This is a genomic window from Chryseobacterium sp. DT-167 (genome assembly GCF_058310155.1).
This window is the reverse complement of the sequence record NZ_JBZEEQ010000003.1, coordinates 411,843-428,911: the sequence shown is the minus strand read 5'-3', so window position 1 is coordinate 428,911 and position 17,069 is coordinate 411,843. Positions and strand designations below refer to the sequence as shown.

Here is a 17,069-nt window from a genome sequence, read left to right as displayed (position 1 = left end):
GAAAAAACAAAGAAAAATATCAGGCAGATTTTTGCTAAATAATTTGCATATTAACACAGATCATTCCGTAGGAATCTCAATAAAGCTAAAATAAGGGTATAGATTCCTGCGGAATGACAAATAGACTCTAAAACAGAGTTTTACTAATTATTGAAATTCATGAATAAAAAAGCGATCTAAAAGACCGCTTTCAATTTATAATTTATCTGATTTAATTCTTCTTGCAGACATATCCAGAAATCGCTTCACCAGCATAAATGCCGAAATCGTTAAGCCCAATCCAAGTGCAATCCACATTCCGAAAGCGCCCATTTCCAACGTTACACAAAGGAAATATCCTAAAGGAATTGTAATCAGCCAATATGCAATAAATGTGATGATTGAAGGTATTTTCACATCCTGTAAACCTCTTAGCATTCCCAATGCCGTCACCTGAATTCCGTCAGAAAGCTGGAATAATGCGGCAATAATCATGAGTTTTGATGCCAACATAATCACTTCTACTTCTTCTGGTTTTGTGAAAAATGTAGGTAAAATATTTCTTCCTAAAATGAAGATAATTCCACAAACACACATGAAAAGAAAAGCTATTTTTAGATTATTAACCCCGACTTTTCTGAGTTCCACAAAGTTTTGCTCGCCCAGTTTTCTCCCGATCATCACCGTTGACGCCACACTGAAACCGATGCATAGATTAAAAGTAAAAGATGCCATACTCAGAGCAATCTGATGTGAAGCAATGTCATGTGCAGAAATCAATCCGCAAATAAACGCAGCACCTGCAAAAGCAGTTACTTCGAAAAACATTTGTAGAGCAGTAGGAAAGCCCAATCTGATCATTTTTCCAAACATTTTCTTAGAAAAAATTTCGATTTTTAAAGTAAAGTCTTTTATATACTGTCTTGTTTTTTTCTCTTTCAAAAGTACATAATAAAGAAAAACAACCATGAAAATTCTTGCAATTAAACTCGCTATGGCAGATCCTTTTACACCCATTTCAGGGAAAATCCATAATCCTTTAATGAATACGTAGTTTAAAACAATATTTATCACGTTTGCGATAATAGTAGCTTTTGTTACTCCAATCGTGTAAGATAAACCCTCGGAAACTTCTCTTAAAGTTTGAAATGCCATAAAAGGGATAATACTTATTGCCATGATCCAAAGAAAATCTACTGTATCGGGAATAATTTTTTCGGGTTGCCCAGATTTGTAGAGTAGTGGTAATCCTAAAAACAGAATCAACATAAGCAAAACACCTACAGACATATTGATCACAAAACCATGACTGAAAACAGAATTGATTGTTTTGTGGTCATTCTGAGAATGCGCCTCAGATACTAAAGGCGGAATGGCAAACGAAAATCCCAATGCCAGAACAAACATTGAGAAAAACACAGCGTTTCCCAAAGACACCGAAGCTAGAGCATCTGCGCCAAGCAGTTTCCCGACAATGATATTATCGAATAAGTTGACCGAAACCTGGCCAACCTGCGTAAGCATCACGGGAAGCGCTAAAGTTAAGGCTTCTTTTGTGTAATTCTTATTTAAAAAGTTCATATCAGTTCAAAAAAAATTTGCAGTAATAATACTGCAAATTTTAATTCTATATTTTAATTATTAATTAAATTATTTTCTCACAAAATTTGCAACATCCTCTTCAGAAACAGTGGTTCCTCCAAGAATAATCAATCTTTCTACAACGTTTCTCAATTCTCTGATATTTCCAGTCCATGCAAGAGCTTTTAAGGCATTAATCGCCGAATCGTCAAATTTTTTCAGTGCAGTACCGTGTTCATCAGAAATAAGCGCTGAAAAGTGATCAACCAATAATTTGATATCTTCTTTTCTCTCATCCAAAGGCGGCACGTAGATTTCAATCACCGAAAGTCTGTGATACAAATCTTCTCTGAATCTTCCTGCTTCGATTTCTTTCGCCATATTTTTATTGGTTGCTGCAAGTACTCTCACATCAACTTTTATTTCTTTATCGCTTCCTACAGGAGAAACTTTGCTTTCCTGCAATGCTCTTAAAACTTTTGCCTGAGCAATTAAACTCATGTCACCAATTTCGTCTAGGAAAATTGTACCGCCATTTGCCTGCTCAAATTTACCTTGCTTATCTTTGATTGCACCAGTAAACGAACCTTTAACGTGTCCAAAAAGCTCAGATTCAATTAGTTCTGAAGGGATTGCGGCACAGTTAACCTCTACCATCGGACCTCTTGCTCTCTCACTTAAATTATGAATGGCATGAGCCACTAATTCTTTACCTGCACCGTTTGGACCTGTAATCAAAACTCTTGCATCAGAAACTGCCACTTTCTCAATCATCTCCTGAATTTTTTTCAAAGGAGCAGATTCACCGATCATCTGGTATTTCTTATTGACTTTCCTTTTCAGCGTTTTGTTTTCGGTCTGAAGATTTTTGTTTTCTTTCTTTAAAGTTTCTTTTACCAAAGCATTTTTCACACTGGTAATCAATCGGTTGATATCGATAGGTTTTGAGATAAAATCATAAGCTCCATCCTTTAAGCAAGCTACCGCAGAATCTATATCGGCATGTCCTGAGATCATGATAAATGTAGATTCAGGCTTCAGAACCAAGCTTTGCTTCAAAAACTCGGTACCTGACATTTTAGGCATTTTAATATCTGAAATTACTAAGGCAAAGTCTTCTTTTTCAACTTGTTTATAACCTTCAAGGCCGTCTTCGGCAATAACAAATTCGTAATCGGTAAGTTCATCCGAAAGAATACTTTGAAGTACTCCGGAGATTGCTTTTTCGTCTTCTACAATAAGGATTTTTTGCATAGTCGCAAATTTAGTTAATTTTTGCTCAATTGCATCAAAAACTGTTCCTAAATCTGCTATTTGGAATAATCTCTCCGCCCGAAAATCGCCGAACCGACACGCACAGAATTGGCTCCGCACTCAATTGCGATAGGGAAGTCGTCACTCATTCCCATAGAAAGAGTTTGTAAAGGTTTCGTTTTATTCAGATCATCAAAAAGATCTTTTAAAATTTTAAATTCTTTTCTTACCTGATCTTCATTCTCTGTGAAGGTTGCCATTCCCATTAATCCTGTGATTTCAATATTTGAAAATTCACCATCAACAAATTTTTGAAACAGATTTTTAGCTTCATCTATTTCAAGCCCAAATTTGGTTTCTTCGTCAGCAATTTTTACCTGAAGTAAAACTTTAATTGTCCGGTTGTATTTCGCAGCTTCTTTGTTGATTTCATTAAGAAGTCTTTCAGAATCTACGCTTTGAACGGTGTCGATAAACTCTGCAATGTATTTTACTTTATTGGTTTGAAGATGCCCGATCAAATGCCATTCAATATCTTTCGGAAGTGAAGGATATTTTTCAGTCAATTCCTGAACTTTATTTTCACCAAAAACTTTTTGCCCCAAATCATAAACTTCCTGAATCGCTGAAACGGGATGTGTTTTTGATACCGCTACCAGTTCTACAGTTGATGGGAGTTGGTTTTTTATATTATTGTAATTTTCCTGAATACTCATAGTTGCAAATTTCTGAAATTTAAAAAAGAAAAACTATTTAAATATGAATTTTGTTGAAAGTAAATTCCCGCAGATTTCTCAGATTCTCACAGATATTATTTTTTTAAATTAAATAAAAATAAATGCGATCATCTGTGAAAATCTGTGCAATCTGCGGGATACGTACAGTAATTAATTTAAAACCTCATTAATTCTAGGATATTCAGAAATTTTCCTGAATACAAAACGATTGCTTTTCTGAAGTTTTTCAATGAATAAATCGAGTTCATTAATTGATTCTGCATCTGTTAAATACTGATCATGGGTAAGAAAAACGAGATGTCTTGAAGTTTTTTCGAGATCATTAAAAAAGATGCTGTCTACTTTTTTAAGCATTTCCTGATGATTTCCTTTTAATGCCATTTTGTTGGTAGGTTTCCACTCAAGATCCCAGCCAACTATTTTGTAACCTGCACTTTTGAGACTGTTTGCAGCTTCATTTGAGGTCTTTATATCTGTACTTGTTATATTGTTGAGCCTCCAGATGTTTCTTCCGGGTGTTCTTGCGATTTTATTTTTTAGTTTTAGGCTGTCTTTTGCGGTATCAAAATCATGAAGTACCAACGCAGAATTTCTGTAAAAATCTGTGTATTTATTATGGGCGTGAGTATGACTGTGATTGGCCAATTCAACAAGTCGGTCTTTTCTCAAAGATTCAAGATCATCTTTTTGTCTTTTGCTTCCTGTTGCGTGTTGACCGACTAAAAATGCAGTTGCACAAACGTTTCTTTTATGAAGTATTTTCAAGAGATTCTCTGTTCCTCGGTTGGGACCATCATCGAAAGTGAGATAGATTACTCTTTTGTCTGAGATGACATTTTCATCATTAATTTTCTGGACTTTGATTGCGACGGGATGTTTTTCTGAAATTATCTTCTGAGATTCTTTCTTATCTTTTTTCTCATTGCAGCTGTTGAATAAGATTGTGGTTGCACTCATCAATGCAAACACCCCAAGAAAAGTCTTGTTCACAGACTTTTCCGCAAAGTTTTTTTTCATAAAAATAAATGGAAATTAAATTGTTAAAAAGTGTTAAATTTTCTGAAATAAAGTTAACAAAACTTAAGCCAATTTTTCAAATAAAATTTTAGTTTTTAATAAAATTTTAATAAAAGATTTTATTCTGAAATTTTCTGAAAATATAATCCATTTTTAATAGCTGCTGTTCCCCATGTATTATTAAAAAACACATAAGTTTTAATATCTGACTTTTTAATTTTTTCAGCTAATTCGTTTAAAAAATCTTCTGAATATTCTGATTTATATAAAATGGGTTTGCCGTGAAGACGATAATACAGGATATCATTAGAATTAATGATAATATCTTCAGGTAGATTTCCAGGAAAGCTCACACCTGAAAAAATTATATTGTTGTCTTTCAAAACTTTAAAAATTTCTTTGTTCCACCACGATTCATGACGAAATTCGATTACGTTTAAAAAGCGATCATCAAGATTTTCTAAAATGATTTTTAAATTCTCATCTGTATTTTTAAACGAAGGTGGAAACTGATATAAAAATCCTGCAAGTTTTTCCTTTAAATGAGTTTCAATATGATTGCAAAATTCTGTAATTTCTTCTTTACAGTTTTCCAGACGTTTTTCGTGTGAAATAGTTTTTGGAATTTTAATGAAAAATTTAAAATTCTCAGGCGTTTCATCAAACCATTTTGTAAGAGTTTTTGCAGTAGGTTTTCTGTAGAAAGTAGAATTGATTTCAACCGAATTAAACTGTTGAGAATATAAAATAAGAAAGTCTTTGCTTTTCGCATCTTCGGGATAAAGAGAACCCTTCCAATCGTTGTTGTAAAAGCCTGAACATCCGATGTAGATTTTTTCTTTTTCCATTTTTGAATCTTTAAAATTATTGGTGAAATAAAACTTAGATTTTATTATATTCTCTCGCAGATTTTATTGTTTTCAAAAATCTAGATTTAAAAGCAATCATCTGCTCAATCAGCAAAATCTGCGAGAAATTAAAAACTTATTACTTAATATTTAAATCAACTGAATTTAGTCGTAATGAATTTAAAATCACAGATAAAGAACTGAAACTCATTGCCGCTGCTGCAATCATTGGTGACAGCAAAATTCCAAAAAACGGATACAACAATCCTGCCGCAATAGGTATTCCTAAAACATTATAAATAAAAGCGAAGAAAAGATTTTCTTTGATATTTCTGAGAAGTTTTTCGCTAAGGATCTTGGCTTTGGCAACACCAATGAGATCTCCTTTCAGCAAAGTAATTTCTGAACTTTCAATGGCAACATCAGTTCCTGTTCCCATCGCAATCCCGATGTTGGCTTGTGCTAAAGCAGGGGAGTCGTTAATTCCGTCACCGGTCATGGCTACGATTTTTCCTTGTTGCTGTAATTTTTTTACTTCATTCAATTTGTCTTCGGGAAGACAATTCGCTTTAAAATGTTTGATTCCCAATTCATCAGCAACAGCTTTTGCGGTATACTCATTGTCGCCCGTCATCATCATTACATCAATACCATCTTTCAAAAGAAGTTCAACCGCTTTCTTAGAACTTTCTTTGATTTTATCGGTAAAGCTTATAAATCCTAAAACTTCATTTTCCTGCGCCACATAAGATATTGTATGGGCTTTTGACTGAATTTCTACCGCTTTCTGTTTTAAATTTTCAGGAATTTGAATTTGATTTGAAGTCAGAAGATTTTCATTTCCCAAATAAACAGTTTTTCCGTTGATGATTCCTTTCACACCTTTCCCGGAAATATTCTCAAACTGATTTACTTTTTCGGCAGAAATATTTTTTTCTTTTGCTTTTTTAATGACTGCATTTGAAAGCGGATGTTCCGAATTTTGGTTTAATGAATAAGCCAGTTTTAAAATTAAATCCTGATCATTATTTACAGTTTCGATATGTTCAACAGAAGGCTTTCCTTCAGTCAAAGTTCCTGTTTTGTCAGTAATTAGAATGTTTACTTTATTCATTTGTTCAAGGGCTTCTGCATTTTTAATTAGAATACCATTCTTTGCACCTTTACCGATTCCGACCATTAAAGACATCGGTGTTGCAAGACCTAAAGCACACGGACAAGCTACGATCAAAACCGCAACTGCATTCACAAAAGCAAACAGACTTTTCTTACCTTCCGGACCAAAAATCTGCCAAAGAATAAATGTAACTACTGCAATCAAAATCACAGTCGGAACAAAAACTTTTGCCACTTTATCAGTCAGTTTTTGTATCGGAGCTCTGCTTCTGCTTGCATCGTTGACCATTTTAATAATCTTTGACAGCAAAGTTTCATCGCCTACTTTTTCAGCTTTCATAATGAAAACCTGATTTCCGTTGATGGTTCCTGAAGTTATTTGATCATCAACATTTTTTTCAACAGGAATTGGCTCACCGGTAATCATACTTTCGTCAACCACAGAATTGCCATCAGTGATTTTTCCATCAACAGGAATTTTTTCACCGGGTTTTACTTTTAATAAATCTCCAATCTTTACTTCAGATAACTGAACTCTTTTTTCTTCTCCGTTTACAAGTAAATTAGCTTCATCAGGAGAAAGATTCATGAGTTCTTTGATCGCATTACCTGTTTTTTTGTGCGCTAATGCTTCCATCAGCTGACCTAAGATCACCAAAGTAATAATGACACAAACTGCCTCAAAATACAGCAGACTTTCATGATCGTGACCTCTGATTTCGTGCGGAACGACATCCGGAAAAATTAGGGCAACAATACTGAAAATAAATGCTGCAGAAACACCTAAAGCAATCAAACTGAACATATTTAAGTTCCAGGTCTTAAAAGAAACGAAACCTCTTTTCATCAAAAACCACCCTGAATAAAAAAGAACAGGAAGTGTTAAAATGAATTCAATATAACCCTGAATTTCATGTGAGAAAGGAAAATCGATCAACATTCCGCCCATTGACAGTATGAAAACAGGGATTGTAAAAATTAAAGAAGTAATGAATTTTCTTTTTAGAATAGTATAGGTTTCGTCTTCTTCGTCGCTTTCGCTGTCTGGCATTCTTACAAGATCCATTCCACAGATGGGGCAGTCTCCCGGTTCATTTTTAATGATTTCGGGATGCATCGGACAAGTGTATTTTGCGATCTTTTTCTCAGGATATTTAACCAAATCCATTCCGCAAACCGGACAACCGACATTTGAATCATAGGTTTTATCACCTTCACAAAACATCGGACAATAATACCGTCCAGCCATATCGTCTGTAACTTTTGGTGCTTTATGATTTTCATGATGATGAGAATGTAAATGGCTATTTGAAACGGAATTTTTAACTAAATTTTCTGTGATTTCCTCTAAATGCATATGACAAACCGGACAATCACCTTTTTCATGATAAATTTTGTCGCCTTCACAAAACATCGGACAATAATAATCCCCAACGTGATCTTTAAAATTTTCAGGTAAATTGGTCTTTGAAAACGTGGGTTTGAAATTTGGATCTTTGGCTAATTTTTCCTCGATCGGAACTAAAAACATATTGCAAACCGGGCATCTTTCGCCCTGTTTAAAATACACTTTTTCACCCTCACATTCCATCGGACAATAATAAACTGAAGAGGGAGAAACTCTGTCCTGTGGTTTTATTAAGTCATTATTTGGAATGTTTGGATGTTCAAGTTTGTAATTTCCAATTTCTTCTAAAGCTTTATTTAATTCATTCAAACTAATTTCTTTATCAGAAGTAATAATTGCTGTATTATCTTCGAGATTGATTTCAGCGTTTATATGTTCAAGACTGTTGAGCTTTTCTGAAATTTTTTTCTGACAACCCGAACAAGTCATCCCAACTATTTTATATTGTTTGTGCATGATCTCAAATTTATTCTACAAATTTCCAAAATGAAAATTGAAGATTGTTATAAATTTAAGGATAATAGTTATAGAATTTAGTTAGTTAGAATTGCTTAACTGTAAAACTGAATGACTGTATACTAATTAACTTTCAGACTTGATCCAATGGTTTTCTGTCGAGCACTTTTAGTTTTTTGAACTGGGTAGGAGTGTAGCCTGTACTGTTTTTGAATTGTGATGAAAGATGCTGAACACTTTTGTAACCCATATGAACTGAAATTTCAGTAAGAGTAAAGTCGTTATTAAAAAGAAGTTCTTTTACTTTTTCGATTCTCTGGAGAATGTAGTATTGTTCTAAAGTGATGTTTTCGTTCTGTGAAAAAACTTTAGATAAATTACTGTAATCCTTATGTAATGTGCTACTTAAGAAATTTGATAACAGAAAATTCTCATCCGTTTCCAATCTTCCGATTTTTAGAATGATAAGATTTTTAATATTTTCTACAAGTTGTTGAGAAGGATCTCTGATGATTTCAAAACCGATTTCTTCAAGTCTTTTTTCGACATCAGCAAGAGTATCTTTAGAAATATCAAATTGGGTTTCAACTTCTCCCAAATTGATATTTCTGACTGCAATTTCAGCTTTCTCAAAAATATTTTGAACCGCATAAATACATCGGTCACAAACCATATTTTTTACGAAAATTTTCATGACGGATTGCTTAATCGGTCTTTTACAAATTCTACTTTTGTTTTTCCGTGAGGAGAGGGATTTCCGTCTTCATCAAGGTTGACCATTACAATTCTGTCTACCGTAATGATGGTTTGATGCGTCATTTTATTTCTCACCGCGCATTTTAAAGTAAGGGAAGTAGAACCAAAAGCCGAAACTTCAATACCAATTTCGATAATATCACCCTGTTTTGCCGAACTTACAAAATTTATTTCTGAAATATATTTTGTCACCACTTTTTTATTTTCAAGCTGGATAACGGCGTATAAAGCAGCCTCCTCGTCGATCCATTGCAAAAGTTTTCCTCCGAAAAGTGATTGATTGGGATTTAAATCTTCAGGTTTTACCCATTTTCTGGTGTGATAATTCATGTATTAGATATTTGCAGAACAAATTTAATGTTTAAAACTGAATTTTTTAAGCGTTTATCATGTTTTAATCTGAACAAAAACATTCATAAACTCAATTATTTTCTTTTGGAACGCATTGCTTTCACTTTTTTGATTGAGTCATTGGCTAGAAAATCCTGATATTCTTTACTTTCAAAAGGAATTATTGCTATTTTACCTGAATCATTATGATGAAACCCAAAACCGTATCTTTTTGCTAAGGCTGAAGAGCGGAGACATGGCTGACCTTTTGAGAAAAACTTAGCTCTTTCCTTATCTTTTTCGCTTCCTGAAACATCATTTTTAATCATATGGCAGTCAAAAATAAGATCATCGGATGAATATTGGTAAGGGCTTTTAATTAATAATTCGTACTGCAAATTTGCAACAGTTTTCTCCTTCTTTTCAGGTGGGATCTGGCTTTCTGAAACGGGGCAGTCTTCTGCAATTTCTATAAAGGTGTTTATGTAGTTGGTTGTATGATGTTTCATGTCTTTTTTTCTTAAAATTAGAGTCTATTTAAAGATATATGAATTATAAATTATTATGTAAATGTTTGATTTAAAGCTATATTAATACATTGTCATATTAAATTTTCTTTAATAGATGAAATAATTATAAAAAAGCTTTGATTTATTTAATTTAATTGTATCTTGCAAGCGTTTATATCAGGAATCAATATTATGTTCATTATTATGTTGTTTTTCTTTTATACCAAATTTATATTAATTTTTTAATTTTTTTTTAAAATGAACATTTTTGTTTCAAACATCAATTACGCAACTAAAGAATATGAGTTGCACGATTTATTCGCAGAATTTGGCGATGTATCATCTGCTAAAATTGTTACAGACAGAGAAACTGGTCGTTCTAGAGGTTTCGGTTTCGTAGAAATGGGTGACGAAGAAGGAGCTCAAGCTATCGAAGCTCTTAATCAAAAAGAACTTAACGGAAAGATTCTTAACGTGTCTGAGGCTAAGCCAAGAGAAGAAAAACCAAGAAGAAGTTTTGATAATAACAGAAGCGGAGGTGGAAGTTATGGTAGCAACCGTGGAGGAGGTAACTCTGGTGGTGGTTACGGAAACAACAACCGTGGAGGTAACGGAGGCGGCGGAAGTCGTTGGTAAAAAAAATGAAGCGGCTTTTAGCCGCTTTTTTTATGTCTTCATTTCAATCTTTTTTCTTCTTCTTTTTTTTATCCTTTCCTTTTTTATCTTTCTTTGGATTCAGAATTTCTTCAGCAAATTCTAATGTAGGAGCTTTTATTTTCACAGGTTTCATCTCAATTTTAAGATCAAAATAATCTTTCAGATCATTCTGTGTAATCAGATTTTCTTTAAATAAAAATTCTAAAATCTCCCTCCCGGAAGCGTTAAAAAAATTATTTGTGAGATCTCTCAGGAGAAACTTCTTATATTCATCAAAAGGAACACCAACAGTGTATCTGAAAATTCTACCTTCTTTTTCTGTAGATAAATACCCCTTCTCAACCAATATTTTCAGGTAAGTAGAGACTGTATTCTGATGCGGTTTGGGTTCGGGATGTTTCTCCATGACATCTTTTAGATAAAAGGAATTTAAGTCCCAAAAAAGCTTCATCAGATTTTCTTCTGCTGACGTAAGATGATTTATTTTCATATTTAAATTTTAAAATAATAAGATGTGCTTCTCACAAGATACTTACTTAATGGTAGTTTCCACAGGAATCACTTCAGTCGGTAAATCATTGCGCTGATACTTATTGTTGCAATAAAGATAAATAAAAGAAACTAAAAAAGCTATTCCTGCACCTGTAAAAACTTCTTTTACCGTATGTCTTTTTAAGATAACCCTTGTAATTCCCACCAAAATTGCAATTGCAAGCCAGACAAATCCAATTTTCACATCAAAAGCAAAGAATAATGCGGCTACAAAAACATTAAATGCTGTATGCATCGAGCTTTTGATATATAAATTACTGAATTGCAATGCAAACAGAAGGATCAGAATAAACAACATTACAAAATCTATAAATCCGTTTTTGATATAATTAAATCCTAAATAGGAGACAATGCAGACTGCGATGAAAATATAAAGCGTTTTCCGCTGTACCCTGTTTGAAACATCCATATTGGTGTATCGACCTGTTTTTACATTCCAGACGATCCAGATAATTACCGGGAGAATGGTAATCAGTAAAATCGGTAAAAAGTGTGTAAAAGCTTCTTTAAAGGTGTAATTCTGAATACTGAAATACACAAAATAAATAACCAGAGAAACTAAAGGATTAAAAAAATCTGAGATAATTCTTGAAACAATTTGTAGTAATGAAGTCTTTTTTTCTTCCATATTGAAGTTTGTGATGTAAATATAACATTATAACTAAAAAAACAATTGCTCTGTATATAATAAAAACAAAGTTTTTTTTATATTTTTGCTCAACTATTTCATAATAAATAAGCAAGAAGCTAGCACATGAAAGAATTTTCTAAAGAGGTATACCTGAAGTGGTATGAAGATATGACAATGTGGAGAAGGTTTGAAGACAAATGCCGTTCTCTTTATTTAAAACAAAAAATCAGAGGTTTTTTACATTTGTACAACGGTCAGGAAGCTATTCCGGCTGGTTTTACTCATGCAATGGATTTAACTAAAGACAGCATGATCACTGCTTACAGATGCCACATTCATCCGATGGCAATGGGAGTAGACCCGAAAAGAATCATGGCAGAACTTTGTGGTAAAGCTACAGGTACTTCCGGAGGCATGGGCGGATCTATGCACATTTTCAGTAAAGAACACCGTTTTTACGGAGGTCACGGTATCGTTGGGGGACAAATTCCTTTGGGTGCGGGTATTGCTTTCGCAGATAAATTCTTTGACAGAAAAGCAGTAAACATCTGTTTCTTCGGAGACGGTGCTGCAAGACAAGGTTCTCTTCACGAAACTTTCAACATGGCAATGAACTGGAAGCTTCCGGTAGTATTTGTGGTTGAAAACAATCAATATGCGATGGGAACTTCTGTAAAAAGAACTGCTAACCACGAAGACATCTACAAATTAGGTTTAGGATACGAAATGCCTTGTCTTGCTGTAGATGCAATGGATCCTGAGAAAGTGGCTGAAGCTGCTTACGAAGCGATTGAAAGAGCCAGAAGAGGAGACGGACCAACTTTCATCGAAGCAAGAACATACCGTTTCAGAGGTCACTCTATGTCTGATGCTGAACCATACAGATCTAAAGATGAAGTTTCTATTGCAAAAAAAGATGACCCGATTGAATTGATCAAAGCCAGAATCTTAGAAAATAACTGGGCAACTGAAGAAGAACTGGAAGCGGCAGACAACAAATCGAGAGATTTTGTTGAAGAATGCATCGAGTTTATGGAAAATTCGCCGTACCCGACTGCAGAAAAAATCTACGAGTATGTATATGCTCAGGAAGATTATCCGTTCTTAGATAAATTAGAAAACTAAAATAATTTGCTGATACGATGATATGCTGATGTGTTAATTATTTTCACTTTTAAGGTATCATCACTTCATCACATTAACAAATTAAAAAAATAAATTATGGCAGAAGTTATTACAATGCCACGTCTTTCCGACACAATGACGGAAGGTAAGGTGGCGAAATGGCATAAAAAAGTAGGAGATAAAGTAAAAGAAGGAGATATCTTAGCTGAAATTGAAACAGATAAAGCGGTTCAGGATTTCGAGTCTGAAATTGAAGGAACCCTTTTATTTGTAGGAGTTGAAGAAGGTTCTGCAGCAGCAGTAGATTCTATTTTGGCAATTATTGGTAGCGAAGGAGAAGATATTTCTGCATTAAAAGGAGGAAATGCTCCGGCAGCTGAAGGGGCTTCTGAAGAGAAAAAATCTGAAGAAGAATCTAAAACAGAAAACGAATCTACAAGCGTTGAGCAAACTTCAGCAGAAGTTCCTGCAGGAGTAGAAGTGATTACTATGCCAAGACTTTCTGATACAATGACAGAAGGTAAAGTAGCTAAATGGCACAAAAACGTTGGAGATACAGTAAAAGAAGGTGATTTACTTGCTGAGATCGAAACAGATAAAGCAGTCCAGGATTTTGAATCTGAATTTAACGGAGTTCTTCTAAAGCAAGGAGTTGAAGAAGGTGGAGCTGCACCGGTTGATACTGTTTTGGCAATTATCGGTCCTGAAGGAACTGATGTGTCAGGAGTTGGAGCTGCAAAATCTGAAAACAAATCATCTGATAAACCAGCCGAACAAAAATCTGAAACGAAAACTGAAGAGAAATCGGTTGCACAAACCACAAATGCTTCATCATCAGACAGAGTAGCAATTTCTCCTTTGGCTAAAAAAATGGCTCAGGATAAAGGTGTTGACATCAACAGTCTTCAAGGTTCTGGAGAGAATGGAAGAATTGTGAAAAAAGATATTGAAAATTATCAGCCTTCACAAAAAACTGCAGCTGCTGCTCCGGCACAAAGTAATGCTGCAGCTCAGGTTGCTCTAAGCTTTGTTCAGGGAGAAGATACAGAAACTCCAAACTCTCAGGTAAGAAATATCATTGCGAAACGTCTTTCTGAAAGTAAATTCTCTGCGCCTCACTATTATCTGATGGTGGAGATCAACATGGATAAAGCGATTGAAGCAAGAAAAGAAATCAACTCATTACCAGATACTAAAATTTCATTCAACGATATGATTATTAAGGCGACTGCTGTTGCTTTAAGAAAACATCCACAAGTGAACTCAAGCTGGGCAGGAGATAAAGTAATTCACAGAGGAAACATTAACGTTGGAGTAGCTGTTGCGATTCCTGACGGATTGGTAGTTCCGGTTCTGAAAAACACAGACCAGATGAATTACACTCAGATTTCTGCTGCTGTGAAAGATATGGCCGGAAGAGCAAAATCTAAAGGTCTTAAAGCAAACGAAATGGAAGGTTCTACATTCTCTATCTCAAACTTGGGAATGTTCGGAATTGAAACTTTCACAAGTATCATTAACCAACCAAACGCTGCGATTCTTTCTGTAGGTGCAATCATCGAAAAACCAATCGTAAAGAACGGTCAGATCGTTGTAGGAAACATTATGAAACTTTCATTAGCCTGTGACCACCGAGTGGTAGACGGTGCTACTGGAGCTCAGTTCTTGCAGACTTTAAAAACATATTTAGAAAGTCCATTAACATTATTACTGTAATTTTCTTTTTATATTATACTAAAAACCTCTCATCTCGAGAGGTTTTTTTGTTTTAGTATTTAATTTTGCTCAGAGTTGTAATTTTGCTTCTTGCTTTTAGCATCCAACATCCCACACAACTTTTGTTATATAAAAATAATATCCTATTTTAGTGAAAAAAATATTAATGAAGAGAATTGTTATCGGAATACTTTCATTTTTAAGCATTACCATTCATGCACAAAATCAACGATTTATTTATGAGTATAAATTTGTCAAAGATTCTACCGAAAAAAGTAAATCTGAAACTGAACTTATGGTTTTAGATGCCACTAAAATTGGGTCTAAATTCTACAGTTTGAAAAAAAGTATAGCAGACTCGATACACCTTGATAGACTGCAGAAAGAAGTAAAAGATTTTTCAGGAATAGATTATGGAGTGGTGCCGTATGTAGTTGAAAAAACATATCCCGATTTTAAAATTGAGTTCTTCAATATGTTGGAGATGGATAAATACAAGGTTACAGACAAGAGAAAATTAGTCTGGAAAATACTGCCGGATAAAGAGAAAATAGATGAATTGAACACTCAGAAAGCCTCCGTTAATTTTGCCGGAAGAACTTGGACAGCTTGGTTTGCAACTGATATTCCGATTCAGGATGGACCTTATAAGTTTCATGGTCTTCCCGGATTGATTATAAAGTTGGAGGATAAAACCCGGTCGCATTCTTTTGTGTTGAAAGAAATCAAAAAGCTTCCTTTAGATTATCAGTGGGAAAGTGACAATAACATAAAGAGCTTTAATGCAACAATTCCACTCGATGAGATAAAATATAAAAAACAGTTTGTCGATTTTAGAAATAATCCGGCTAAAGGTTTAAGACAAATAGTTTCAAGCAATCAAAAAATGAGAATAATTGATGTGACCGGAAAACCCTTAGATATTGAAAAATTAATTAAAGACAAAGAAAGAGAGGCTAAAGAAAACAATGCCAGAGACAATAATCTTTTAGAATTGGACATATTACAATAAAAAAAATGCCCGAAACTAAAGTTTCGGGCATTTATATTCTAATTCTAAACTTAATAAAAATTAAGCTAGTTTCTGAGAATCTGCAATAAACTGAGCCAATCCGCTGTCAGTTAATGGATGTTTCAACAAACTCAAGATCGGAGGAAGTGGAGAAGTGATCACATCTGCGCCAATCTTAGCACAATCAATAATGTGCATTGAGTGACGGATAGAAGCTGCCAAAATTTCAGTTTCGTACATATAGTTATCAAATACCAAACGGATTTCCTGAATCAGATTTAAACCATCAGTAGAAATGTCATCTAATCTTCCTAAGAAAGGAGAAACATAAGAAGCACCAGCTTTAGCAGCCAAGAGAGCCTGTCCAACAGAGAAAATCAAAGTACAGTTGGTTCTGATTCCTTTGTCAGAAAAATATTTTAATGCTTTGATACCGTCTTTGATCATTGGAATTTTCACCACGATATTTGGGTGAATAGCCGCCAATTCATCTCCTTCTTTGATCATTTCTTCGTAAGTAGTTGAAAGAACTTCAGCAGAAATGTCTCCGTCAACGATTTCACAAATTGCTTTGTAATGATCTCTGATTGCTTCAGCTCCTCTGATTCCTTCTTTTGCCATCAATGAAGGGTTGGTTGTTACACCATCCAGAATTCCAAGGTCTTTAGCTTCTTTAATTTGCTCTAAATTAGCAGTGTCAATAAAAAATTTCATTTCGTATAATAGATTTATTCTGACAAAGATAATGAATACTTTGTAATTGATCTCTGAGTTGCAAATCTGTTTTCTAATTTCTGATAAAGCATTAAATTTACTTTCTTTAGCAAAGAAACAATTTATTTTTATGAAAAATAATCATTTCAAAGCACGTCTTGAGATCATCGGAATCAACCCATTTGTCTTCTTACCTGAAGAAATTTTGAATGAGATATTTGAAAAATCAGGAAAAAATAAAAGCCCTATTCCGGTAAAAGGATTTGTGAATGATGTTGAATTCAGACAGAATTTAATGAAATATCTTGGTGAATGGAGGCTATACATTAATTTGAAGATGTTGAAAAATTCGCCTAAAAGAATCGGTGAAATGCTTGATATTTCAGTAGAATTTGACAATGCGTTGAGAACAAACATCATTCATCCTGATCTGGAAAAAGCAATTAATGAAAATCCTGCGGCGTTAAAAAACTTTGAAAATCTCACTCTTTCAAGAAGAAGTGAGCTGATAAGATATATTAATAATCTTAAAACTGAAACTGCCATTCAGAAAAACATAGCAAAAATCATAAGTTATTTAAAAGGTGAAAGAGATTTTTTTGGCAAAATGATTAATTAAAATCCAACGTGACTATTTCAAAACAAAATCCGGAGAATTCTCCGGATTTTGC

17 protein-coding genes are annotated in these 17,069 nt (G+C 34.0%); 5 read left to right on the top strand and 12 right to left on the bottom strand.

Translation table 11 applies throughout. From position 1 onward, the window contains the following. Positions 1–195 precede the first annotated feature (195 nt). The 9 genes from AC4FQ5_RS06795 to AC4FQ5_RS06755 form a co-directional block, all read right to left on the bottom strand. A complete protein-coding gene (locus AC4FQ5_RS06795) occupies positions 196–1,560 on the bottom strand; it encodes an MATE family efflux transporter (RefSeq protein WP_491141838.1) in 1,365 nt (454 codons plus the stop codon). Between the two features lie 69 nt (positions 1,561–1,629). Continuing rightward, on the bottom strand, positions 1,630–2,814 hold the full coding sequence (locus AC4FQ5_RS06790) for a sigma-54-dependent transcriptional regulator (protein WP_491141836.1): 1,185 nt from the start codon (positions 2,812–2,814) through the stop codon (positions 1,630–1,632). 56 nt (positions 2,815–2,870) lie between these two features. Beyond that, positions 2,871–3,530, bottom strand: a complete 660-nt coding sequence (locus AC4FQ5_RS06785; RefSeq protein ID WP_491141834.1) for a YggS family pyridoxal phosphate-dependent enzyme — start codon at positions 3,528–3,530, stop codon at positions 2,871–2,873. Positions 3,531–3,701: 171 nt separating this feature from the next. Further along, the gene (locus tag AC4FQ5_RS06780; RefSeq protein ID WP_491141833.1) at positions 3,702–4,568 is read right to left on the bottom strand and encodes a polysaccharide deacetylase family protein; all 867 of its coding nucleotides are present in this window, start codon (positions 4,566–4,568) and stop codon (positions 3,702–3,704) included. Between the two features lie 119 nt (positions 4,569–4,687). Continuing rightward, positions 4,688–5,416: a DUF72 domain-containing protein gene (locus AC4FQ5_RS06775; protein ID WP_491141831.1), complete on the bottom strand. Its 729-nt coding sequence runs from the start codon at positions 5,414–5,416 to the stop codon at positions 4,688–4,690. Between the two features lie 139 nt (positions 5,417–5,555). Then, positions 5,556–8,396, bottom strand: a complete 2,841-nt coding sequence (locus AC4FQ5_RS06770) for a heavy metal translocating P-type ATPase (protein ID WP_491141829.1) — start codon at positions 8,394–8,396, stop codon at positions 5,556–5,558. Positions 8,397–8,529: 133 nt separating this feature from the next. After that, a complete protein-coding gene (locus AC4FQ5_RS06765) occupies positions 8,530–9,090 on the bottom strand; it encodes a helix-turn-helix domain-containing protein (RefSeq protein WP_491141828.1) in 561 nt (186 codons plus the stop codon). After that, positions 9,087–9,482 (bottom strand): acyl-CoA thioesterase, encoded by a 396-nt coding sequence (locus AC4FQ5_RS06760; protein ID WP_491141826.1) that lies wholly within the window; start codon positions 9,480–9,482, stop codon positions 9,087–9,089. Before AC4FQ5_RS06760 ends, AC4FQ5_RS06765 begins: the two co-directional genes overlap by 4 nt. 95 nt (positions 9,483–9,577) lie before the next feature. Beyond that, entirely contained in the window at positions 9,578–9,991 is a 414-nt protein-coding gene (locus tag AC4FQ5_RS06755; protein WP_491141825.1) for a DUF6157 family protein, read from the bottom strand. A 258-nt stretch (positions 9,992–10,249) separates the two neighbouring features. Between AC4FQ5_RS06755 and rbp the strand changes: the two genes are divergently transcribed. Next, the gene (gene rbp, locus AC4FQ5_RS06750) at positions 10,250–10,627 is read left to right on the top strand and encodes an RNA-binding regulator (RefSeq protein ID WP_491141823.1); all 378 of its coding nucleotides are present in this window, start codon (positions 10,250–10,252) and stop codon (positions 10,625–10,627) included. A 43-nt stretch (positions 10,628–10,670) separates the two neighbouring features. On the opposite strand, the gene AC4FQ5_RS06745 is transcribed toward rbp, so the two are convergent. Next, positions 10,671–11,138, bottom strand: coding sequence for a BlaI/MecI/CopY family transcriptional regulator (locus AC4FQ5_RS06745; protein WP_491141821.1), 468 nt, complete (start codon positions 11,136–11,138; stop codon positions 10,671–10,673). A gap of 42 nt (positions 11,139–11,180) precedes the next feature. Then, a complete protein-coding gene (locus AC4FQ5_RS06740) occupies positions 11,181–11,828 on the bottom strand; it encodes a phosphatase PAP2 family protein (protein WP_491141819.1) in 648 nt (215 codons plus the stop codon). Positions 11,829–11,954: 126 nt separating this feature from the next. Here AC4FQ5_RS06740 and pdhA point away from each other — a divergent pair, with 126 nt between their 5' ends. From pdhA to AC4FQ5_RS06725, 3 genes are all read left to right on the top strand, one after another. Then, positions 11,955–12,956, top strand: coding sequence for a pyruvate dehydrogenase (acetyl-transferring) E1 component subunit alpha (gene pdhA, locus AC4FQ5_RS06735; protein ID WP_491141818.1), 1,002 nt, complete (start codon positions 11,955–11,957; stop codon positions 12,954–12,956). Between the two features lie 96 nt (positions 12,957–13,052). Continuing rightward, positions 13,053–14,672 (top strand): dihydrolipoamide acetyltransferase family protein, encoded by a 1,620-nt coding sequence (locus AC4FQ5_RS06730; RefSeq protein ID WP_491141816.1) that lies wholly within the window; start codon positions 13,053–13,055, stop codon positions 14,670–14,672. A gap of 166 nt (positions 14,673–14,838) precedes the next feature. Then, positions 14,839–15,684, top strand: a complete 846-nt coding sequence (locus AC4FQ5_RS06725; protein ID WP_491141814.1) for a GLPGLI family protein — start codon at positions 14,839–14,841, stop codon at positions 15,682–15,684. A 60-nt stretch (positions 15,685–15,744) separates the two neighbouring features. Here AC4FQ5_RS06725 and fsa read toward each other — a convergent pair whose 3' ends face one another. Further along, a complete protein-coding gene (gene fsa, locus AC4FQ5_RS06720) occupies positions 15,745–16,398 on the bottom strand; it encodes a fructose-6-phosphate aldolase (protein ID WP_491141812.1) in 654 nt (217 codons plus the stop codon). Between the two features lie 130 nt (positions 16,399–16,528). On the opposite strand from fsa, the gene AC4FQ5_RS06715 reads away from it, so the two are divergent. After that, complete coding sequence (locus AC4FQ5_RS06715; protein ID WP_491141810.1) at positions 16,529–17,017, top strand: YdeI/OmpD-associated family protein; 489 nt, start codon at positions 16,529–16,531, stop codon at positions 17,015–17,017. Positions 17,018–17,069: the final 52 nt, after the last annotated feature.